Here is a 21,832-nt window from a genome sequence, read left to right on the forward strand (position 1 = left end):
GACGCCCCCTCGGCGCCGCCGGTCAGCGCCCTCCGGTCAGGTCCCGGTCGAGGACACCGATGAGCCGTGCACCCGCGCGGTCGGTTTCGCGGCGCCCCTGCTTCGCCCCCGTCGAGGCCTTCTCCAGCCGCAGCCGCGCTGTCCGTCCGCGCAGTGTGAGCGTCATCAGCTGGTTGCCGAACCACGGTCCGCCGGTACGTTCCCACCGGACCACCGGCCTCGCCACGCGTCCGTGGCGGGCGAGGACGTGCCCGATCCCCTTCGCGAACCGACTCCAGCCGAAACGGAATCCGGCCCGTATGGCCGCGGGCACCGAGTTGTGCAGCGGTGAGCACGTGAACTGGAAGACGCGGGAGCGGGGCTGCTGCCCGGTGGTCCAGACGGGCTCCGCCACATACGCGTGGTGTACGTCCCCGGAGAGTACGCACACCGTCGCAGGAGCGGCGTCGCCCCTCCCCACCTCGGCGACCGTCTCCGTCAACCGTTCGAACGACGAGGTGAACGCCGCCCAGTGCTCCAGGTCCGCCCGCCGGCGCAGCCATTCGCCCAAGCGTGCCCAGCGGGGCCCGCGTTCGCCCCTGCAGAGCGCCGCGTGCCAGCTCTCCGCGAAGTGGATCATCGGGGGCAGCAGCCACGGGAGCGAGGTTCCGATCAGCAGGTGGTCGACCCCACCGGGGTCGTCGAACGCCTGCGTCCGCAACCAGGCCGCCTCCTCGGCGTCCAGCATCGCCCGGTGCTGCTCCTCCAGCACCCGCGCGGCCCGGGTGTCGACCATCAGCAGCCGGGTGCGGCCGAAGTCGCGGCGGTAGCTCCAGCGCACCGTGGCCGGGTCGGCGTCGGCGCGTTCGGCGAACGCGCGCAGCACTTCCGTGCCGTCGTCGGCCGCCACCACCGCCGCGTACAGCTTGTCCTCGGCGAGCTCGGCGGGGGAGAGGTTCCCGAGGTGCTGGTAGACCCAGTACGACATCAGGCCGCCGGTGATCCGCTCGTGCCACCAGGGCGTCGCCCGCATGTCGGCCACCCAGGCGGCGCTGGTGTTCCAGTCGTCGATGACGTCGTGGTCGTCGAAGATCATGCAGCTGGGCACGGTAGAGAGCAGCCAGCGCAGTTCGGGGTCGCCCCAGGACTCGTCGTAGAGGTGGGTGTACTCCTCGTAGTCGGCGACCTGGTCCGGTGGAGCGGTGGCGCCGGTGCCGGCCGCCCGCCGGTGCCGCGCGATCCAGGCGCGGGTGTCCGCGGACGTCTCGTCCGCGTACACCTGGTCGCCCAGGAGGAGGAGAACGTCCGGACGCTCCGCCTCGGGGTCGGCGGCGAGCCGGGCGGAGAGGGTGTCGAGGACGTCGGGGCCCACCGGGTCGGACTCGCCCACGGCAGGCGCGGCCCACCGGCACGAGCCGAAGGCGACCACCGCACCCGTCGCCGGGACCGGCGGCGTGTGGATGGTGCTGGGCGGCTGGGTCGAATCGGCGAGCGGCCACACCCGCTCACCGTCGAGCAGCACTTCGTACGGCGTGGCGGTCCCGGGGACGAGACCGGTCACGACCACCAGTGCGTAGTGGTGGCCGGCGACGTGGAACGTGGGAGCCGAACCCCCGGCGCCGCCCGGGCACCGTACCTCCGCCGTGCAGGCCCGGTCGGTCTCCACCCATACCGTCGCGCTCGTGCCCGACTCCCAGTCCACGTGCCGCAGGAGCGGTCCCAGCCTCAGACCGGCCATCGAGAGTCCCCTTCCGGCGCTCCGCACGGTACGGAACGGCCGCTCCGTACAGTACTGAACGACGGCGGAAACGGCGCCGATGCGCCGTCCGGCCGCCCCGCGCCGGGCCCGGCTCCGCACCCGCCCAGGCAGTCGACCCGGCCCCCCAGCAGCCCCGACCGGTGGCAGGAAGACGGAACGCGCGGAAGTCGGTCCTCCGTCCACCGCCGTGCGGGAACGGGTGACTCGCCGACCTCGGCCGTGTTCCACCTCTCCGCCGGAGTCGCTCACCGCGTACGAGCGAGTCGTTCGAAGCACCCGGGGCTCGCTGTGCTCAGATGGGGCGGCGAAGCGAACGGCAGAGGGAAAGGTCGCAGGGATGCCCGAGGACACCATGAGGGCGATGGCGTACGAGACCTACGGGGGGACAGAGGTGCTCCGCGAGACCCGGCTGCCGCTGCCGAAGGTCGCTCCTGGAGAAGTCCTCGTCAAGGTCCGGTGCGCCGCGGTCAACCCGGTCGACTGGAAGATCATGGCGGGCGGGCTCGACAGCCTGATGGACGTCGTCCACCCGGCGGTCCCAGGGTGGGACGTGAGCGGCACCGTCGAGAGACTCGGCATCGACGTCCCCGAGTTCGCGGTCGGCGACGAGGTCATGGCCTACGCCCGCAAGGACTACGTGCACGGCGGCACCTTCGCGGAGTACGTCAGCGTGCCCGTGCGCGCCCTCGCCGCCAAACCCGCCTCGTTGACCTGGGCGCAGGCCGCCGCACTGCCGCTGGCCGGCCTCACCGCCTACCAGCTCCTCACACGTCTGGGCACGGCCGCCGACGACACCGTCCTCGTGCACGGCGCGGCCGGCGGAGTGGGGTCCTTCGGCGTCCAGCTCGCCCGGTCGCTCGGTGCACGGGTCATCGGGACCGCCTCCCCGCGCAACCACGACAGGCTGCGCGGGTTCGGCTGCGAACCCGTCACGTACGGGGACGGGCTGACCGAACGCGTCCGCGCGCTGGCTCCTGACGGAGTCACCGTCGTCGCCGACTTCGTCGGCGGGGTCCTCGAGACCACCCTGGCGGTCCTGGCCGAGGGCGGGCGGCATGCCTCCATCACGGACCACACCGTGCTCGGCGCGGGCGGCCAGTGGATGTGGGTCAGGCCGGACGGGGAGGACCTCGCAGCGCTGGGCCGGCTCTCGGACGGAGGCAGGCTCACGGTGGATGTCGCCGCGACGTTCCCGCTCTCCGAACTCGGGGCGGCCTTCGCCCTCAGCCAGGAAGGCCATACCCCAGGGAAGATCGTCATCGACATCTGATGCGGACGCGACGGCCCGGGCGGACGGCTACGGAGTCCCGAAGGTATGACCGCACGTGCACCCTTCGCTTTCGTCCGCCACACCGATGGGCTCCAGTACCGCTTCGAACGCGACGGCCAGCACCACGGCCGCCCCTCCTACCGCCGCGTGGACGGGAAGGTGTGGTGCGTCTGGTCGCCTGTCGACGGCTGGCACCGCAAGATCGGTGACGGCCTCGTGACGGCCCGCCCCCTCGACAGCCGCACGCTGGAGGCGGCCGTCGTCCACGGCTACTTCCCCTGCGTCTCCAAGGGCGACGACCTGAGCCCGACCCCCGGCCACCGTCAGGCGCAGCTCCAAGGACGGCCGCTCCCATTTCTACGACCTCAGGTGACGAAGCGCCGAAGGCACCCGCCCCCGTTTCCGTACCCTGGCACCATGCGCATGCGTCCCACTCTGACCTGGAACTCCGCCGAGGAACCGGCACCGGGCACCACGGACCCGAAGCCGGTCGTCGATGCCCTGAGCATCGGCGGTGTGCTGGTGCTCAGCGGAGCGGGCATCTCCACGGAGTCAGGCATCCCCGACTACCGTGGCGAGGGCGGAAGCCTCAGTCGGCACACCCCGATGACGTACCAGGAATTCACCGGCAGCGCTCAGGCCCGTCGGCGGTACTGGGCGCGTAGCCACCTCGGCTGGCGGACCTTCGGCCGCGCCCTGCCCAACGCCGGACACCGGGCCGTGGCCGCCTTCGAGCGCCACGGTCTGCTGTCAGGCGTGATCACCCAGAACGTCGACGGTCTGCACCAAGCCGCCGGGAGTGAGAACGTGGTGGAGCTTCACGGGAGCCTGGCCCGCGCCGTCTGCCTCTCCTGCGGCGCCTTCAGCCCGCGCGGCGAACTGTCCCGGCGCCTTCAGGAGGCCAACGCGGGCTTCGAGCCGACGCCGGCGGAGATCAACCCGGACGGTGACGCCGACCTCACCGATGACCAGGTCGGAGACTTCCGTGTGGTGCCCTGCGCGCTCTGCGGCGGCATCCTCAAACCGAACGTGGTGTTCTTCGGCGAAGCCGTCCCGCGGCAAAGGGTCGAGCACTGCCGCCGGCTGGTCCGGGCCGCGACCTCGCTGCTGGTCCTGGGCTCCTCCCTGACCGTGATGTCCGGTCTTCGATTCGTCCGCCAGGCAGCCCAGGAGCGAACCCCCGTGCTGATCGTCAACCGGGATCCGACCCGGGGCGACCGGCACGCCCTCACCCGGGTCACCCTCCCGCTGGGGCCGGCCCTCACCACTGTCGCCGCCCGATTGGGCGTACCCGTCGACACTGAAGAACCGTCCTGAGGGTTCGGCGCCTCTCGTGGGCCCGTCGGCTCACCGGTTCTGCCGGGTCCTGGAAGGGGGACTCCGGCAAACCGCCGGCTCGGGTTCCGGGCCGCCTCGTGACCCCTGATCGACGAGCACCGCGAAGGACGCGCCCGTCACCTTGCTGCGGGGCGCGCCCTGCTGCGAAACGTCCTGGCCGCACCTCCACGGGCGGGCCCCTTGCCGCCATCACGAGCCTTCTGCCGCCCCCGGCACCGGTGTCAGTCGGCTTCCCGTACCTCGTCCAGAGAGTCACCCAGGACCGTGGTGGCGCGGGTGAACCAGTCCGAAAGTACCGCGATCTCTTGCGGGGAGTAGTCGGCGAAGAGCTCGGCCATGCGGCGGTAGTTGCCTCCGTACGCCTCGAAGAGGCGGGCCGCCGCCGAGGCGTCGGAAGCGACGTACACCCGCCTGCGGTCGTTCGGATCGCTCTCACGCCGGGCGTATCCGGCGCGTTCGAGCCGATTGATGACACCGGTGATCGCCCCGGTGGTCAGGTTCGCCCGCTGCGCCAGATCTCCCGCACTGACGGGCTGTCCGGCTGCCTCGGCCTCCAGGACGAAACCGAGGCAGGTGAGGTCGGTGACGTTCAGCCCGAGGCGCTGAGCCATGTGGTGCTGCGCCACGATGCCCAGCGCGATGAGCCGGTCCATCTGGGCGTGTGCCTGCTCCGGGGTGGCAGGGGGGCGCGCCTTGTCAGCCAACGCGATTTTCCCTTACAGTCTAAGTAACTTAGCTCGTGAGATAAACCTTCTCCTGAGCCAGCCTATCCCTGTCCGCAGGAAGGAACGCCATGAGCGCGCACGGTGACGTGGACCTCGGTCACACCCTGGCCGGCTGGACGGGTACGGCGCTGGCTGTCGCCGGCCTGAGCGTCCTCGGCGTCGCGGTCGTCGCCGTCTCCCCGCCCCTCGCCCTGATCGGTGGCGGTCTCGGCGTCCTGGCCGGTCCCACGACCTGGCTGCTCCACCTCGCCGGATGGGGCAAGCCGAGCGGCCCTCGCCCTCGGGGCGACTGGCCCTGGCGGGTGCGGGACCTCGGGGCGCGGCGGGGCCACCCCGACTGTCTCGGGTGCCGCATGGCGGGCCGACGGCCCGCGACCGTGACCGCCGTACGAGTCACGGTGGCGGACAGGGTGGCATCCGAGGTTCTGGCCGGACCCACCCGGGCGGGCATCAATTCCTGAGGAGCCATGAGCCCCGCAGCCCTGCGTCCCACCACCGGAGCCCCACGACACGTTCCCTCCGCACCGCGCGCCTGGCAGACCCCCGCCCACTGACTCGGCTTGATGTGGAAGGGCGCTTCGGCGTCGGTCATCATGAGGGCATGAGCCACGGATTCACCACCCGCACGCTTGACATCACCACCGGAACCTCGGAGACGGTCTACGACCTGACCCGGGAGTGCGCGTCCTTTCTGGCGGACGTGGCGGAGGGCCGTGACGGACTCCTGAACGTCTTCGCGCCCCACGCGACCATGGGTGTCGCGCTCATCGAAACAGGAGCGGGGAGTGACGGCGACCTGCTGACGGCCCTTCATCACCTGCTCCCCGCCGACGAACGATGGCAGCACCGTCATGGAAGCCGGGGCCACGGCCGCGACCACGTGCTGCCGGCCATCGTTCCACCCCACGCGACACTCCCCGTGATCAGCGGCGAACTGGCGCTTGGCACGTGGCAGTCGGTCTGTCTGGTGGACACGAACAAGGACAATGCCGACCGTCAGGTGCGGTTGAGCTTCCTGGGGTAGGGGATGCGATGACTGTCCCCGGGTGACGAGTTGGTTCAGGACCCACCGCGGCGGTGCGGGCCCCGACCCGCCAGGATCCCCCGGCACGTGGTGCGGCCGGGTCAGTTCTCGTTGAGCCAGCCGCATACGTAGTACTGCTGGTCCGCGTCCCGCTCGATGATCCATTGGTTGAGGACGTCTCCCGCGAGTTCCCCGGTCTCGGGGTCCCGCCGGGTGATCTTCGCCTCCACGCTGAGCTGGTCCATGCCCTGGAGAATCTCGAAGGGCTGGAGTTCCCATCGGTCCACGAAGTAGCCGTTGAGAGCGAATCCGAGCAGGCCCGAGCGCAACCGGGGGCAGGTGCCTCGGCGCAGCGAGGTCATGTCGTGGTCGGCCAGGCCGTTCATGTAGAGCGCGAAGACGCGTTCGATGGCTCGGCGGTCGAGGGGGGTGTGTGGGGGCGTGCCGGTGGGGGTCGGCGTGGGGGTGAGGCCGGCTTCGGGGATGGACGGGGCGGCCGTGGTGGGCGCGGCGGAGGAGGGAGACGGGGACGGGGACTGGTGGGTGGGCGCCGTGGAGTCGGTCGTACGCGTGCGCCCGGCGTCGTGGTCGGGCGTTCCGGACTCCGGTAACCACCAGGGCATCGCGACCAGCGTGACCGCGATGAGCGCCGCCAGGCTGCCCAGCACATAGGTCCTTCGTCGGGCAGGACGGGCGGGGCCAGGTTCCGGTGGGGCCGGCCGTCCCGTTCCGTGGTCGGCGCCCGCCGGACCCAGCCGCAGCGTGGACGCCGATGTCGGCGCGGGGTCCGGCCGGGAGGACGCGGCTTCGCCCGCGGGTTCGGCGAGCAGGTCGTACGCCTCCTCGGCGGTGAGGCGCTGCGCCGGGTCCTTGCGGAGGAGGCCCGTCAGCACGGGGGCGAGCCCCCCGGCCCGGACCGCGATGGCGGGTTCCTCGGTGGCGACGGCGACGAAGACGCCCCATGACCCGGAGCCACTGAAGGGAGGGCGGCCTTCCACTGCGGTGAACAGGGTCGCGCCCAGGGACCACAGGTCGGATTCGGGTGTAGCCGGAAGACCGCGCACCTGCTCGGGGGACATGTAGACCGGGGTCCCCATGAGGGCCCCCGACCGGGTCAGACCGGGCTCGCCCTCCACGGCGGCGATCCCGAAGTCGGTCAGCACCACCCGGTCGCCTTCGAGCAGTACGTTGGCAGGCTTGATGTCCCGGTGGGTGACGCCCGTGGCGTGCACGGCGCGCAGCGCGTCCAGGATCTGCCGGCCGATCCTGGCCACCCGGGCCGGTGGAAGGGGGCCGTCCTCCGTGATCAGGTCGTCCAGGGAACGGCCGTGGACGAGTTCCATCACGATCCACGGGCGGCCGTCGTCACCGGCTATCCGGTCGTGGACGGTGATGACCCCGGGGTGTTTCAGTCTCGCGGCAGCGCGCGCCTCGCGTTCCAGACGGCCGACCCAGGCCTCCCGTCGGGACGCGTCGAGGTCGTCGGGGAGCCGGACCTCCTTGAGGGCGACCTGCCGGTCGAGTTGCTCGTCGTGTGCCCGCCAGACGGTCCCCATGCCACCCTGGCCGAGCAGTTCGGCAAGCCGGTACCGGCCGGCCAGCAGTCGTCCGCGATCGTCAGTCACGCCCCGGAACCTAACCCAACGCGCCTGGTCGTGAGAACGCCCCCCGGCTCAGGCGGACGGGAGCGCGGCCGCGGGTCGTACCGAGAGGGCGGGGCGCACCCCCGCGCCTGGAGGTTCATGGCGGTAGCCCCCTGACCAGCGGGCGGACAGGGGGCTACCCCCATGGCGATGTCCGCTGTCGGAGACACAGCTCCGGCTCTGGGGCAGAGCGGGTTCGGTGTCAGGACAGAGATGTGGGGCGGCGGGGCGGGGGTACGGCCCGCAGCAGCTCCCACAAGGGCCTGGAGCCGCTTGCCCATTGGGCGAGGACCGTGCGGTCGACCAGGTGCAGTCGTTGGGAGCGGGCGAACTCGAGTGCCGGTTTGGAGAACCTGCCGTTGGTGACAAGGACCACGACGTCGCCCTTGTGTACCGGTCGACCGGTGCCGTTGAGCACCTGCAGGTCCGGCGTGCCCACCGGGGAACCGGCCAGACCGGCCCGCCGATGCTTGCACTGGATCACCCACAACCGCCCGTACGGGTCGGTCGCCTTCACATCCGCCCCGTTGTCCCCGGCGCCGCCGACCTGTACCGCGTCCGCGCATCCGTCGCGCCGCATCAGGTCTCGTACCGCGTGTTCGAACTGCCGGTGGTGCAAAGCGTCCAGCTGCGTGAGCGCGTATCGGAGTCCCTGGGATCTGATGCGCTCCCACTGGGCCGCACGCCGTCGCTGGACCATCCAGGCCGCTACCGCCCCACCGATCAGTATGGCCAGGACGACCGGTATCCACGGGTGGGCAGCCAGGAACCGGACCAGGCCCATGACCAGCATCCAGGCCAGAACCAGCCCTCCGGCCACGAGAACGAGCTGCTCGCCCCGGGGCGCCTTGCGCGAACGCCGCCGGGCCGGCCGACGCCGTGCGGGTGGACGTCGGCTCACCTCCCGCCCCCGTTGCGCTCCCACCGGATCGGGTACGAGACCGTCGGCGCCGGACGCGGAGCAGACTCCTTCCACCCGGGCCATCGGATCGGGTACGAGACCGTCGGCGCCGGACGGGTCACCGGCCTGTCCCCGGCGGGCCACTTGATCGGATAGGTCACCGCCGACGTGGACCGCGGCGCGGGTAAGCGCTCCGCACTCGTCCCGCTGCCGTCGGCGGACGTGCCCGACGAGCCGCCGAAGACGAACACGGCCGCCACGATGCCGATGGCGAGCGCGGTCTCCCGGTTCGTCCCCGCCGGCGCCCGCCAATGGCGCCGGACCACCGTCCCGTTTCGCCTCGTGTATCCCTTGATGAACGGCAAGGCCGAAGCCCCCTCCCTGATCGGCAGCGCGCTCTCCCGCGCAATCGACCAATCTAGAGGCATCCACTGACAGCCAGTCACCCGATCGGAACAAGACGTGATCTTGACAGCGGCAGACACCGCGTTGCCGTGCTCCATCAGACCGAGTGCCCCGACTCCGCCGGTGTCTCAGCGGGGCGACGAGTTCTGAACGTAGGGGCGTCCCCTGAAGGAAGCCTTGGGGATCCTCGCCGACGCCGCCGACCTGCTCGCCGGACCCGACGCCGGGATCCTGGCCGGCCGGTGGGAGTCCGAGGCGAGACCCGCCGGCTTGCTGGAGGCGGGGGCGCGGGTCCTGGAGCACCGTTTCGAGACGGCCGCCCCCCCCGGTCGTGTTTCTGGACCGAGCTCCGCGACAGCGGCCGGGTCGGCCCGGTGGCGTTCCCTCATGGTGCCGGTCGCGCCGGGGGGAACCGAGGAAGCTACCTCCATGATTCCGAAACCGTGCCCGCAGTCGAGACGCGAGGGACGGCGAAGAGGTTCGCCCGGTCGACGTGCGAAGGACTCCCGGGCGAACTCCGCTCCCCACGCTCCTCTGCTACCGGCCCAGGAAGGGTGAACACGCCCGCGAACTGGGCCGAAAGAGGCAACCTCCGACCTGCTTTGCCACCCCCAGCCTTCCCATGCGGCCCCATGCGGGCCCCATGGGCGCAAACGCTGTACTCGCAGGATCGCAGCGACGAGTCCCCTCCGCGGGCGAGGGAACCCCGCATGGTCGTGGTCAGGCGATCCGGTGGACGAGCTGGTTGGTCAGTTCGTACCGGGCGCCGACGATCGCCAGCCGCCCTTCCGTGATCCTCGCGGCCAGGTCGGGCTCTGCTGAGAGCCGGGCCCGCACGAGTTGTACCTGCGCGGAGATCGTCGCGTCGATCCGGGCGTCGCCCGTGACCGAACGGTCGATCGCGGGCTTGATCTGGTCGGCGATGTACTGGATGTGGGCGGGCAGCTCCTCGCCCGACTCCTCCGCGCGGACGGCGGCGGACACCGCGCCGCACGACTGGTGTCCGAGCACCAGGACCAGGGGAATGCCCAGTTCGAGGACTCCGTACGCCACGCTTCCCAGGACCGCCTCGTCCAGGACCTCGCCGGCGGAGCGCACTGTCATCAGATCGCCCAGTCCTTGATCGAAGACGAGCTCCGGAGGCACACGGGAGTCGATGCAGCCGAGAACGACGGCGAACGGATGCTGCCCTGACACTGCTTCACGCCGGACGGCGTGCGTCTCGTGGGGGTGCTTCTCGCGGAAGGTGCGCCAGCGCCGATTCCCTGCGTTCAGTTCCTTCAGAGCCGCTTCAGGGGTGGCGGGCCGCAGCCACTCCGCCGAGCGTGTCCTGGCCGACGCGGCCGGGGCGTCGAGAGCCCATGCGCCTGCTGTGACGGCGGTTCCCGTCAGCGCGGCGCGGAGCAGCGTGCGACGCATGGGGGAGGCCGCGGCCGAAGCGCCGGCAGCGACTATGTTCGGTTCAGAAGTGGAAGTCACAGGGGGAACGTACGTGCCAAAGACCCCACGCGGCGTTGGATTACCGAACGCGCAGCGCGTCTTTGGCTGCTCTTGAACCAGCAATTGCCAGGCCGTGAGAATGCCCTCCCCCATCGGCTACGGAGGCGCCGCAAGGGGTCTCTGATCGGTGCCGGCCGCCTGGACCGGGCGACGGAGCGTCGGGAACCGTTTTGGGCCCTGATATGACGGCAGTTGGGACATCGGCCACCCTGTGTTTCTGTCGCTTGCCCCCCATCGGGGACTTCGCTGAAGCGGTCATTCCCCATGCCTTGGAGCGCAGCGCGACGTTCATGGCCATGACACCGACGGGGAGTGGGATGAGTCCGCTCGTCCCCCACCGAAGGAGTCATCGCCTTGAGAAACTTCCTTCGCCGGATCGGCGTCATCGCCGTGGGCACCGCCCTTTTTGGCGGCGCACTGTCCGTCTCACCGGCAGCCGCAGTCGATACTCTCGATGTCCAACTCCTCAGCATCACCGACTTCCACGGCCATCTGCAGCCGCCCGCCGCCACGCAGGGCGGTTCCATCCCCACCGGGCGCGGTACCTCGGTGACCGTCGGCGGCGCCGCCTATCTCGCCACCCATCTCAAGCGGCTCCGTGGCGACCACCCCCGCTCCGTCACCTTCGCCACCGGTGACAGTTTCGCCGGCTGGCCCTTCGAAGCGGACGCCTTCCAGGACGAGCCGACGATCGAGGTCCTCAACAAGCTGGGCGTGCGTTTCTCGGCCATGGGCAACCACGAGCTGGACGTCTCTCCCGAATTCCTGGTCCAGCACATGGAAGAAGGGCGGTGCTTCGGCAAGGTCGACGTGGACAGCTGCTTCACGGACAGCACCGGCCGGCGCTTCCACGGCGCCGACTTCGACTTCCAGTCGGGCAACATCGTCGACGCGCGGACCGGTCGTCCCGTGGTGGATCCGTACCGCGTCGAGTGGTTCCGCTCCGCCGGTGGCAAGCGCATACCGGTCGGCTTCATCAGCACCACCGTGGAGGGCTCCGTCACCAACTCGACGTCCTTCCAACCGCAGCTGCGCGCGCTCGACCAGGCACGGACCATCGAGCGCTACACCAAGGAACTCAAGCGGCGCGGGGTCAAGGCCATCGTCCTCAACGTGCACGAGGGCGGCTCGCCGAAAAACACCACCGCGGGCCACAACGCATGCGATTCCGTCTTCGGCCCGGTCTTCGACCTGGCGAAGAAGGTCCCGGCCGAGATCGACGCGATCGTCACGGGAGACTGGCACTGGCGCTTCAACTGCATGGTGCCCGACCCGCACGGAGTACCGCGCCCCATCGTGGAAGCGGGCCACCACGGCGGTGTGATCAACGAGATCAATCTCGTCGTGGATCCGAGGACCGGCGAGGTCATCAGGAACCGCACCCGGTCCGTCAACCACGCGGTGACGCGCGACGTGGCACCGGACCGCGACATGCAGAAGATCGTCGACTACTGGGTGGCGCGGGCGGCTCGACGGTTCGCCGAGCCGCTCGCCCGGCAGACGGGCTCGTTCACCCGTGCCCAGAACGCCGCGGGGGAGAGCACGGCATCCGACCTGTACGCCGACGTGCAGTACTGGAACGCCAACCGCACCCGCTCGGGGCGGGCCGACCTGGCGCTGATCTCGGCGCGGCCCGCCAAGGGCAGCAACGCCGTACGCGGTGACCTGCCGTTCGGCAAGGGGAGTCACCCCGCCGACGCGGACGGGCGCATCCTGTTCGGCGAGTCCTGGAACGCCTATGGCTACGGCAATCCGGTGCTCACCGTCGGCGTGACGGGGCGTCAGCTCGACGCGATACTCGAGCAGCAGTGGCAGACGCAGACCGACGCGACGGTGCGGTACGCGCCGCTCGCCGTGTCCCGCAACGTCTCGTACAGCTACGACCCGGCCCGGCGCGTCGGCGACCGCGTCTCCCCCCGCGATGTGGTCATCGACGGTCGGCCACTCGACCTCGCCCGTACCTACCGGGTGGCCGCTCTGGCCTACACGGTCATCGGAGCCGACGGTTACGGCGCCTTCGCCGGTTACACCGCTCCTGTCCGCAACGGTGCCGACCACGAGAGCTTCGTGGAGTACCTCAAGACCCACAAGACGATCTCCCCCGCACCCTTGAACCGCGTCCGCGTCAAGAGCTGACACGATCGACTGCTGCCCACGCCGCCGCGAGGTCCTGGCCCACCGGGCGCAGATCCCGAAGGCGTCGTGGGCAGGCACGTCGACGGGTGGGTGCCGCACACCGGATGCGTCCACAGGGACCTCGTGCGCGATGCCGGGCGATCATCCGGTCGTACCGGGCCGAGGCGGTCGGTCCGGACGGAGCGGGCTCGGGGCCCGGTCGAGCCGGGGCCCGGGCCGCCGCCTCACCGCTCCGCCGCTCGTCGACGACCCCGCTCGCCGCCCTCCGGGCCCCGCGGGCGTATGTCGGGAGCCCCCGGCGCGTTCACCGGTGAACGCCTATCATCGATGTCATGACCTGGCGACATTGATCCACCAGCCGTGCCTCCCGAGGGCCGCCTCGGACGTCGTACCTCCGACGTCCGAATCCCCCCTTCGGGAAGGCCTCATGACTCTCTCACCTGTACGTGAGCCCGGCGCCGACGACACCGGAGGCAACGGTGTCCGACGGCTGACGGCCGCGCTCTACGGCTACGCGTTCCTCGACGACTTCGTGCTGCTCTACCCGGTGTACGCGCTGCTGTTCAGTGACACCGGCCTGTCGATCTGGCAGGTCTCCTCGCTGTTCGCCCTGTGGTCGATCACGGGGATCCTGCTGGAGGTCCCCTCCGGCGCCTGGGCCGACGCCGTCTCCCGGCGGCTGCTGCTGTGGCTGGGCCCCCTGCTCACCGCTGCCGGCTTCGCCCTGTGGGTGATCGTGCCGTCGTACTGGGCCTTCGCGCTCGGCTTCGTGCTGTGGGGCGTACGCGGCGCGCTCGGCTCCGGTGCGCTGGAAGCACTGGTGTACGACGAGCTCGACCGCATGGGTGCGGCCGACCGGTACGCCCGTGTCATCGGCAGGGCCCAGGCGGTCGGGATGGTCGCCGTGATGGCGGCGATGGGTCTGGCGGGCCCGGTGCTCGACCTGGGCGGCTACCCGGCAGTAGGTGCGGCCAGCGTCCTGGTCTGTGTGCTGACCTCGGTGGTGGCGACCCGGTTTCCCGAGCATCGGGAAGCGCTGGCCCACGGCGATGACCGGGCCTCCACCCTTGCGACCCTGCGGGCCGGGCTCGTCGAGGCCCGCGCGAACCGGTCCATTCGCGGAGCGCTGCTGCTCGTTCCGGCCGTGGGTGCGGTCTGGGGAGCGCTTGACGAGTACACCCCGCTGCTGGTCCGGGACACCGGCGTGGCCCAGCAGACGATTGCGTATCTGCTGCTGGTGATCTGGGTGGGCCCCGCCGTCGGCAGCCTGCTGACCGGGGTGGGGGAGAGGCTGAGCGCGACGGGGCTCGCCCTGGTGCTCGCGGGCTCGGCGTTCGCCCTCGGCGCGGGTTCACTGATGGGCACTCCGGCCGGCATCGGTCTCGTCGCGGTCGCCTTCGGCGGCTTCCAGCTGGTCAACGTCCTCGCTGACGCGCGCCTGCAGAACCGGATCGAGGGAGCTCGCCGGGCGACGCTGACCTCCGTCGCGAGCATGGGGACCGAGCTGGCCTCGGTGGGGGTGTTCGCCGCGTACGCCTTGGTCGGCGCGTCGTACGGGCACGGGATCACGTTCGCCGTGTTCGCGGTGCCGTACCTGGTGACGGCGCTCGTGTTGGCGCGGGGAGCCGCTGGACACGCTCGCCGAGGAGGTGATCAAGCGGCCACAGGAGATCCTGACCGAGCGTGAAGTGAAGGTCATCGCCGAGCAGGGCCTTGTCCCGGCCGGCCAGGCAGGACCGGGCGGTGGAGGAGCCCGCCGCCTTCCGGACAACAAAGCCAGGATGGCGCCGGGAGTTACCGGCGCACAGCTGATGCGCGAGAACATTCCGGTTGACCAAGGTCACGGAGGCCGAGGCGTAGAGGGTGGAACGGTCCTGGAAGCGGTAGGGCGCGCCGGTGACGGCGAGGTGGCTCGGACATGGCGAACGGCTCCGCCCCTGGAAGGAGGGGGGAGCCGTTTCACGGGTGGTGCAGTTTCAGGAAACCGCTCAGGCGTGTCGTCGGTTGCCGGTGACGACGCGGTAGAGGGCCAGCAGGATGACGGAGCCGATGATGGCCGCGATCCAGGTGGAAAGGTCGAAGAAGCCGTCGATGGAGTCGACGCCGAAAATGACCTTGCCGAGGAAGCCGCCCAGCAGACCGCCCGCGACGCCGATCAGGATGGTGATGATCACGCCGCCCGGGTCCTTGCCCGGCATGATCGCCTTGGCGATGAAACCGGCGATCAGACCGATGAGAATCCACGCGATGATGCCCATGATGCGTCTCCTAACTGCTGGGATAAAGTCTGCGTCAACACGCGTATACGCACTCCCGCAGCTTTGAAACCCCTCATCCATCCCACTGAGGGGAGCCGCGTACGGTCCGACCGTCGGCCCGGGTCAGGACGATGGCGGAACCGGGGCAGAGCGGGGGCCGCCCCTCGGCCGGGCCGACGGATCCTCAGGCCGGCTTCCGTACGGCCCTGGAGGGTCCCCGCGTACGGCCGTGGGGGCCCCGGCTTCCGTGCGGCCGTGGGGGTCCCGTACAGAACTGGCGGCGGGACCGCGCATCCGCTCGGCCCCCCTGGCCCGCAGGTCGCGGTACCGCGCCGCCTCCCGGCCCGGGCCTCTGGAGGCAACTGCACCGGCCTCTCGGGGGCAGCGCCGCGACGGCCCCGGCTCCCTATCCTCTGGGAGCCGGGGCCGTCGTACGTCCGGCACTGTTCAGCGCCGGGCGGTCCCAGCCCCCGGGAGCCACAGATCGCACATGTGGTCATCGGGGAACGTCGTCGATGCCGTGATCGCCCCGGGCGCGAGCACCTGCACCTTCGGATACTGGTTCCAGCGGGGGGCGTCGGCCGCGTACGGGATGCCTGTGCGGGCGAAGTTGGTCCAGTAGCCGAGCATCCTGGAGGCCAGGGCGTTCTGGGCGGGGGTGCCAGAGACGCCGCCGAAGACGTACCGGATCTCGGAGCCGTGCGGGGCGCCCAGGGGGAAGCTGACCGGCAGGTCGAGGTGGTCCACGGCGCCGCGGTCGGCGAACTCGTACTGGTAGGACCGGGTGTGGCCGGCCATCAGGCGCGCCGTGCGGGACTGGAGGCAGGCGAACTGCGAGTCGGTGAGGATCGCGCCGAGTGCTTCGGCGGGGGAGCCGTGGTCCGACAGCGGGTAGCGGGCCAGGATGGCGTCGGCACGGTCGCCGTACAGGCCGCGGACGGCCACCGGGTACCCGGCCGCGGTGAGCCGGCGGCCGGCCAGGTCGTAGGTGGACGCCACGGTGAGCCGGCCCTCGTCGGCGGTAGTGCCCTGGAGGACGGGTACGCGGTGGAACCTGCCGCTCTCCAGCGCGTCGGCGATCTGGAGCGGGACGATCCGGCCGTCGACGTTCGGAAGCCAGCGTGCGGTGGGGCTCGTCGAGGCCGTGAGCAGCTCGCCGGCGGGCTTGCCGCGCAGGCAGGCGACGTCGGCACAGCCCAGGGAGTCGGCCCAGGTCGCACCGGTGCGCTGCTGAGACTCCTGGGTGGGCAGCGGGAAGCCGCAGCCCGACTGGGCGATGGCACGGTCGAAGAGGCCGGTCGCGCGGGGGGAGACGAGGTGCTGGCAGACGCTGCCGCCGCCCGCGGACTCGCCGAAGACCGTGACGTTGCCGGGGTCGCCGCCGAAGGCGGCGATGTTCTGCCGCACCCAGCGCAGGGCCGCCTGCTGGTCGAGGAGGCCGTAGTTGCCGGATGTGCCGTCCGCCGACTCTCCCGCCAGGCCCGGGTGGGCGAGGTAACCGAAGGCACCGAGACGGTAGTTGAGGGTGACGACGACCACGTCGCCCCGGGCGGCCAGTTCTCCGCCGTCGTAGAAGGTCCCGGAACCGATGGTGAAGCCGCCGCCGTGGATCCAGACCATCACGGGCCGGTCGCGCGGGGAGCGCTCGGCGGGCGTGTGGACGTTGAGGTAGAGGCAGTCCTCGCTGGGGGTGCCCGGTCCGGCCAGATCGCCCCAGGGGGTCGACGAGCCCGTCTGCATACAGGGGTTGCCGGGAGCCGTGGCGTCCCGGACGCCCGTCCAGCGCGCGGGCGCGGCCGGCGGCTTCCAGCGCAGGCCGCCGACGGGCGGCGCGGCGTAGGGGACGCCGAGGTAGTCGTCGGCCCTCTCACCCGCCGTTCCCCGCACCTGCCCGTAGCGGGTGGTGACGGTCGTGTCGTCGGCCGCCGGAGTGGCCGCGGCGGGCGCGGCGCCCAGACCGGTCGCCGACAGCAGGAGCGCGCTCGCCAGCACGCCCCGTAAGCGGCGCCTCCACGACGGAGATCGTCGCGCCGTCCTTGCCTCGTGCCTCATGTACGGACCGGGCATGGGTACCTCCGTGCGGGGTCGGGTGGTGACAGGGCACCGCAGTCTCGACTCCCGCGCGCGCCTCCCGCATCGCGCGAATCACCAGTCGTACCCACGGGCGGCCAGGCTCCGGCTACGGGCACGACCGCACCCGGAACCCCCGGCCCCCGCCGCCGAGGCCGCCAGCGGCCACCCCGGCCGGAGCCGGCCGGAGCCGGCCGGCCGGTCATCGTCGCCAGAACAAGTGGTGCGTCACACCGCTGGGGCTGGGCACGACCTCGAGGTGGAACCGGTCGCGCAGCTCATCGGGCGATTCCCAGAGACGTACTCCGGACCCGAGCTTCACCGGTGAGACCGCCACGTGCAGGGTGTCGACGAGGTCGGCGTCGAGGAACTCCCGGATGGTGGTGGCCCCGCCGCCGAGCCGGACGTCCTTGCCCTGCGCTGCCTCCCGTGCCAGTTCGAGGACCGCGGCCGGGTCGCCGTCGACGAAGTGGAACGTGGTGTCGGAGAGCGTGAACGAAGGGCGCTCGTGGTGGGTCATGACGAACACCGGGGTGTGGAACGGGGGCTCGGCACCCCACCAGCCGCGCCAGTCGTGGTCTTTCCAGGGCCCGCGCTGGGGCCCGAATTTGTTGCGGCCCATGATCTCGGCGCCGATGTCGCGGGCGTAGTCCCGCGTGAGGTAGTCGTCAAGGCCCCGGCTCCCTCCGGGGTCGGTGCGCATGGGCCAGCTCGCAGTGGCGCCGGCCCACGAGAACAGTCTCTCGGGATCGGCATGACCGAATGGCCTCTCGAGGGTCTGGTCCTCACCGGCACCGATCCCGTCACTGGAGACGTTGAAGTTCTGGACCCTCAGCAGCTGAGTCACGTGCTCCTCCTGTGTGGTCGACAACGAGGGTGAGACCTGCCGGGCCGGGAGAACTCATCGCTGCGTCCGCGATGGAGCTGCCGCTTGAAGTGGGTGAGCCAATGGGGAGTTTGTGCTGAGGATTCAGGGGTACACGCGGCCCTGGACTGGTGAAAACGTACAGGGGTGGACAAATGGAACAGACGATGGGCGACGAGCGCATGCGGCTGCTGCGGGGGAATGTCTTCGCGGTGTCCGGGGCGTTCGAGGGCAGCGAGGACATCGGCGGCGCCCGTGCCCTGGCCCGTGGCTTTCTCACCGATGTACAGGCCGTGTACGGCCTGCCGGTCTCAGGGCGCGTCATGGGCACGGTGCAGTTGGTGGTGAGCGAGCTGGTGACCAATGCCCGTAAGTACGCACCTGGTCCGTGTCTGCTGACCCTGGAGGTCAACGGGGGCGGGGTGGTCGAGGTGAGCGTGTGGGACAGCAACCCCACACCGCCGGCGGTCCTGGCCCCCGACCCGACCCGGATCGGCCAGCACGGGCTGGAGATCGTCATGGCCGTCAGTCAAAGTTTCGCGGTCCACCGCGAGCCTGTGGGTAAGCGCATCACCACGGTGATCACGCTGGCCGACGACCCCGGCGGGGACGTCACCGGCCGTCAGGCGTGACCCACCTCCACCCTCATGGTCGACCTCCGGTTCGAGCCCCGCACGAGTGGGGGCCAACCGCGTCTCCCGCTGTCCGGGCCCGCCCAGCCGTGGGGCCGAACGTGGGGAATCGGTGACGTCGGCCCGCACAGCCGCCGCCGCGACGCCGATGGCACCTCCTTCCCGACCGTGCGCCCGACCCCGGCGTACGACCCGGCTGCTGCGGACCTCTCTCCACTTCTTGCCGCGCCTGCGAGGCGTCGGCAGCCGAAGTCCGGGAGAAGAAGCAGGAGGCAGACAAGCAGTGCGAGCGGAGGCCGGGCCTCGGAAGGCAACGGCGCACCGTAGCGGCCCGGCCACGGCGGGAAGTAACCGGCGAGCCGCCGTCCGGTCAGAGCGTTGTCGCACGCTGCCGTGCGGCCGTCCACTCCTGGTGCGAGGTGTGGACGCGCTGCCACAGGTCCGCCCGCGCGGAGGCGGCGACGTCGGTCAGGTCCAGGCGGAACACGCCGGTCAGTACGTCGTACCACTCGTCGGCCGAGTCGATGGTCCGCTCGTCTGTGCCCCGGGCGTCGACCCGGCGCAGCACGCGGCCGCGCAGCACGTCCACCCCCTTGGCGTCGCGGCGCTGGGCGGTGAGGACCCGGACGAAGCCGGATTCGGGGGAAGTGGACAGCCGGGCGTGTTCCGCGGCGAAGGAGGACAGCTCGACGGGGTCCGGCGCGAAGTCCATGGCAGTGAACGAGCCGCGGGGGTCATGGTGGAACCGCCAGCCGCCGGGCTCCGCCGTCGACGGGGCCATGCCGTAGCTGAACGGGCCCTGGACGTACCTGCCTTCGCGCAGCGGCAGCGGTTCGTGCACCGCGTCGCCGAGCCCTGCGTCGACCAGCCACCGCTCGCCGCCGAGCCGCACGGTGAGCGCCAGATGATCACCGGTCGCGCCCTCGGGATCCCCGGGGGTGCCCTGAACCCCGGCCCGGTGCAGGGTGACGTCGTAGCCCAGCGCCGTCAGAAGCGCGCCGAAGGCGCCGTTCACATGGAAGCAGTAGCCGCCCCGCCCGCGCACGATCCGGGCAACGGATTCCGCGGCGCCGATGCCCGTCGGACGCCCCAGATGGATGTCGAGGTTCTCGTACGCGACCCGCTCCACCTGCGCCCGGTGCAGCGCGCGTAGCGACCTGAGGGTCGGGGCGGCGGGCCGGGCCACCCCCAGCACGGTCAAGTACCCGTCGACGTCGAACATGCTCCCCCTCACCGTCCGAACGGATGATCATCCTAGGGCCTGTTGCGAGAGTGGATCCTTCTTTACAGTGATCACGGTGTAGCGGGAGAGGACAAGGCAGACCGGCGATGAAGCAAGAGCCGAAGGCGTGGTACGGCGTCAGAACCTTCCATCGATGGCTGGCCTGGGACAACCGTCCCTACGAGGAGCGCGTCGTCCTGTTCCGAGCGCGGTCCCTCGACGAAGCCCTTGAGCTGGCTGAGCGGGAGTCGGCCGAGTACGCAGGCGAGAGCGCCTTCGCAGTCCTCGACATGATGCAGGCGTACCGGATCTCCGACGTCGACGAGGAGGTGGGCGCGGGTACGGAGGTGTTCTCGAAACTCCATGTGCTCGACCTCCCGCCGAGCGAGTTTCTCGACCGCTACGACTCAGGGCCGGCTCACACCGAGATCGGTGAGTGATGGCGTTCGCGGCGTTCGGGTCGGCAGCGGGACGAAGTCGTCGCCGCACGGGCGTCTCACCTTTCACCACGAGCATGGAGATCACGCCAGCCGGTTGATTCTCTGGAAGCCTCAGCCCAGATACCGGGCCACCGCCTCCTCGACCCTCGTCGCGTCCGCACCCTCCGCCGCCCAGGCCACGTACCCGTCGGGCCGTACCAGGACCGTCGTCCGGCGGTCGCCCGCCCAGCGCTCCACGGTCAGCCACCCCTCACGGACCCCGGGGCCTTCGTACCCCCCCGGGCGTGATCAACACGAACCGGCCGCCACGCAGCGCCTCGTAGAGCCGGCCGTCCTTCAGGGGTACGTCGGGGGCGCGGGTGCCGGTGAGGCGGTGGGCGCCGCGGGGGGCGGGGTAGGCATAGCCGATCCCGCTGATCTGCCCCAGGGCCCTGCGCTGGACGGGCGGGGCCATGGCCGCGAACGCGGAGACAAGGGCGCGGGCGGCGCGAACCAGCGGATTCCGCGCCCGGGCCAGCCGGACCAGTCCGCCACTGCTGCGCAGCACCGCCCTGCCGACCGGGTGGCGCTCGGCCTCGTAGCTGGCGAGGAGCCCCTCGGCCGCCCGGCCCTGGAGGGCCGCGGCGAGCTTCCAGCTCAGGTTGGCGGCGTCCTGGAGGCCGGTGTTCATGCCCTGCCCGCCGGCCGGGGAGTGGATGTGCGCGGCGTCCCCGGCGAGGAAGACCCGACCGGCCCGGTAGTGCGGCGCCTGGCGCTCGTCACTGTGGAAACGGGAGAGCCAGCGGGCGTCGTGCATGCCGTAGTCGGAGCCCAGGGCACGGTGGGTGATCTCCTTGACCTCGTCGAGGTCGAGCGGGGCGTCGTCGGAGACCTCGTTGCGGCGGTTCCAGCCCATGACCCGGTACCAGCCGTCACCGAAGGAGGCGATCATCGCGAAGGCGTCGCCGCGGCCGTTGACGGTGAGGACGCCCTCGGGCTGCTCGGCCAGCCGGACATCGGCCAGAATCAGCGACTTGATGACGGAGACACCGGGGAAGTCCAGGCCGATCGCCTCCCGCACGGCGCTCCGGTGACCGTCGGCGCCGACCACATAGGCCGCCCGGCGGGTGACGACCGCTCCGTCCGCGCCGCGCACGTCGAGGTCCACCCCCTCGTCGTCCTGCCGCAGCCCCACGACCTCGCTCTCGTACGCGAACTCGACCCCGGCCTCCCGGGCCCGCCGCTCCAGGAGTCGTTCCACCTCGTACTGCGGGGTGATGAGCAGGAACGGGAATCGCGAGGGCAGCGTGCTCAGATCGAGGGTGAGGTGGCGGAAGAGCCGCAGGCCGGTGATGGTGTCCCCGGTGGTGAGGAGTTCGTCGGCGAGACCGCGGGCGTCGAGCTGCTCCAGGGTGCGGGCGTGCACCCCGAAGGCGCGGGAGAGATTGCTGATCTTGCGCGGCCGCCTCTCGACGAGGGTCACGGCGATCCCGGCTGTGGCGAGGTCCCCGGCGAGGAGGAGGCCGGTGGGGCCGGAGCCGACGACGATCACGGTGTGAGGGGTGGCGGTGTCGTTCATGATGGCCTCCTGTTACCGACGCTTGGTAGCCGTCCCCTGATGCCAACAGATGTTGGCCAACGGTTGTTGACAAGAATAGTGAGGCGCTATGGGCACGTCAACGCTTG

The 21,832-nt window shown here is 71.0% G+C and carries 18 protein-coding genes and 1 pseudogene; 9 read left to right on the plus strand and 10 right to left on the minus strand.

All coding sequences use genetic code 11. The features are described 5' to 3' along the window. Positions 1-22 precede the first annotated feature (22 nt). Positions 23-1,717: an alkaline phosphatase D family protein gene (locus ACFWV2_RS16540; protein WP_384405725.1), complete on the minus strand. Its 1,695-nt coding sequence runs from the start codon at positions 1,715-1,717 to the stop codon at positions 23-25. A 373-nt stretch (positions 1,718-2,090) separates the two neighbouring features. Between ACFWV2_RS16540 and ACFWV2_RS16545 the strand changes: the two genes are divergently transcribed. Beyond that, entirely contained in the window at positions 2,091-3,008 is a 918-nt protein-coding gene (locus tag ACFWV2_RS16545; protein ID WP_384405781.1) for an NADP-dependent oxidoreductase, read from the plus strand. Between the two features lie 417 nt (positions 3,009-3,425). Continuing rightward, the gene (locus ACFWV2_RS16550; RefSeq protein ID WP_384405782.1) at positions 3,426-4,325 is read left to right on the plus strand and encodes an NAD-dependent protein deacetylase; all 900 of its coding nucleotides are present in this window, start codon (positions 3,426-3,428) and stop codon (positions 4,323-4,325) included. A gap of 242 nt (positions 4,326-4,567) precedes the next feature. Here ACFWV2_RS16550 and ACFWV2_RS16555 read toward each other — a convergent pair whose 3' ends face one another. Next, on the minus strand, positions 4,568-4,999 hold the full coding sequence (locus tag ACFWV2_RS16555; protein ID WP_384405783.1) for a MarR family transcriptional regulator: 432 nt from the start codon (positions 4,997-4,999) through the stop codon (positions 4,568-4,570). Positions 5,000-5,139: 140 nt separating this feature from the next. Between ACFWV2_RS16555 and ACFWV2_RS16560 the strand changes: the two genes are divergently transcribed. Then, on the plus strand, positions 5,140-5,532 hold the full coding sequence (locus tag ACFWV2_RS16560; RefSeq protein WP_384405726.1) for an HGxxPAAW family protein: 393 nt from the start codon (positions 5,140-5,142) through the stop codon (positions 5,530-5,532). A 140-nt stretch (positions 5,533-5,672) separates the two neighbouring features. After that, positions 5,673-6,095, plus strand: a complete 423-nt coding sequence (locus ACFWV2_RS16565; RefSeq protein WP_384405727.1) for a YjbQ family protein — start codon at positions 5,673-5,675, stop codon at positions 6,093-6,095. Positions 6,096-6,196: 101 nt separating this feature from the next. Here ACFWV2_RS16565 and ACFWV2_RS16570 read toward each other — a convergent pair whose 3' ends face one another. Then, complete coding sequence (locus ACFWV2_RS16570) at positions 6,197-7,720, minus strand: protein kinase (RefSeq protein ID WP_384405728.1); 1,524 nt, start codon at positions 7,718-7,720, stop codon at positions 6,197-6,199. A gap of 220 nt (positions 7,721-7,940) precedes the next feature. Next, on the minus strand, positions 7,941-8,558 hold the full coding sequence (locus ACFWV2_RS16575) for a restriction endonuclease (protein WP_384405729.1): 618 nt from the start codon (positions 8,556-8,558) through the stop codon (positions 7,941-7,943). Between the two features lie 249 nt (positions 8,559-8,807). Here ACFWV2_RS16575 and ACFWV2_RS16580 point away from each other — a divergent pair, with 249 nt between their 5' ends. Then, a complete protein-coding gene (locus ACFWV2_RS16580) occupies positions 8,808-9,074 on the plus strand; it encodes a hypothetical protein (protein ID WP_384405730.1) in 267 nt (88 codons plus the stop codon). Between the two features lie 690 nt (positions 9,075-9,764). Here the strand turns inward: ACFWV2_RS16580 and ACFWV2_RS16585 are convergent. After that, positions 9,765-10,463, minus strand: coding sequence for a carbonic anhydrase (locus tag ACFWV2_RS16585; RefSeq protein ID WP_384405731.1), 699 nt, complete (start codon positions 10,461-10,463; stop codon positions 9,765-9,767). Positions 10,464-10,898: 435 nt separating this feature from the next. On the opposite strand from ACFWV2_RS16585, the gene ACFWV2_RS16590 reads away from it, so the two are divergent. Beyond that, positions 10,899-12,680, plus strand: a complete 1,782-nt coding sequence (locus tag ACFWV2_RS16590; RefSeq protein ID WP_384405732.1) for a bifunctional metallophosphatase/5'-nucleotidase — start codon at positions 10,899-10,901, stop codon at positions 12,678-12,680. A 427-nt stretch (positions 12,681-13,107) separates the two neighbouring features. Further along, on the plus strand, positions 13,108-14,367 hold the full coding sequence (locus tag ACFWV2_RS16595; RefSeq protein ID WP_384405733.1) for an MFS transporter: 1,260 nt from the start codon (positions 13,108-13,110) through the stop codon (positions 14,365-14,367). 301 nt (positions 14,368-14,668) lie between these two features. Here the strand turns inward: ACFWV2_RS16595 and ACFWV2_RS16600 are convergent, their stop codons facing one another. The 3 genes from ACFWV2_RS16600 to ACFWV2_RS16610 form a co-directional block, all read right to left on the minus strand. Beyond that, on the minus strand, positions 14,669-14,938 hold the full coding sequence (locus ACFWV2_RS16600; protein WP_073814550.1) for a GlsB/YeaQ/YmgE family stress response membrane protein: 270 nt from the start codon (positions 14,936-14,938) through the stop codon (positions 14,669-14,671). A gap of 447 nt (positions 14,939-15,385) precedes the next feature. After that, entirely contained in the window at positions 15,386-16,930 is a 1,545-nt protein-coding gene (locus ACFWV2_RS16605) for a carboxylesterase/lipase family protein (protein ID WP_384405734.1), read from the minus strand. A 280-nt stretch (positions 16,931-17,210) separates the two neighbouring features. After that, entirely contained in the window at positions 17,211-17,855 is a 645-nt protein-coding gene (locus ACFWV2_RS16610) for a dihydrofolate reductase family protein (RefSeq protein WP_384405735.1), read from the minus strand. A 173-nt stretch (positions 17,856-18,028) separates the two neighbouring features. Between ACFWV2_RS16610 and ACFWV2_RS16615 the strand changes: the two genes are divergently transcribed. Continuing rightward, complete coding sequence (locus tag ACFWV2_RS16615; protein ID WP_384405736.1) at positions 18,029-18,505, plus strand: ATP-binding protein; 477 nt, start codon at positions 18,029-18,031, stop codon at positions 18,503-18,505. Positions 18,506-18,875: 370 nt separating this feature from the next. Here the strand turns inward: ACFWV2_RS16615 and ACFWV2_RS16620 are convergent, their stop codons facing one another. Then, positions 18,876-19,727: an arylamine N-acetyltransferase gene (locus tag ACFWV2_RS16620; protein WP_384405737.1), complete on the minus strand. Its 852-nt coding sequence runs from the start codon at positions 19,725-19,727 to the stop codon at positions 18,876-18,878. Positions 19,728-19,834: 107 nt separating this feature from the next. Here ACFWV2_RS16620 and ACFWV2_RS16625 point away from each other — a divergent pair, with 107 nt between their 5' ends. Next, on the plus strand, positions 19,835-20,167 hold the full coding sequence (locus tag ACFWV2_RS16625) for a hypothetical protein (RefSeq protein WP_384405738.1): 333 nt from the start codon (positions 19,835-19,837) through the stop codon (positions 20,165-20,167). Between the two features lie 111 nt (positions 20,168-20,278). Here the strand turns inward: ACFWV2_RS16625 and ACFWV2_RS16630 are convergent. Further along, a pseudogene (locus tag ACFWV2_RS16630) lies at positions 20,279-21,725 on the minus strand (FAD-dependent monooxygenase). Positions 21,726-21,832: the final 107 nt, after the last annotated feature.

It is taken from the genome of Streptomyces sp. NPDC058671, from assembly GCF_042716475.1.
Lineage (GTDB): Bacteria > Actinomycetota > Actinomycetes > Streptomycetales > Streptomycetaceae > Streptomyces.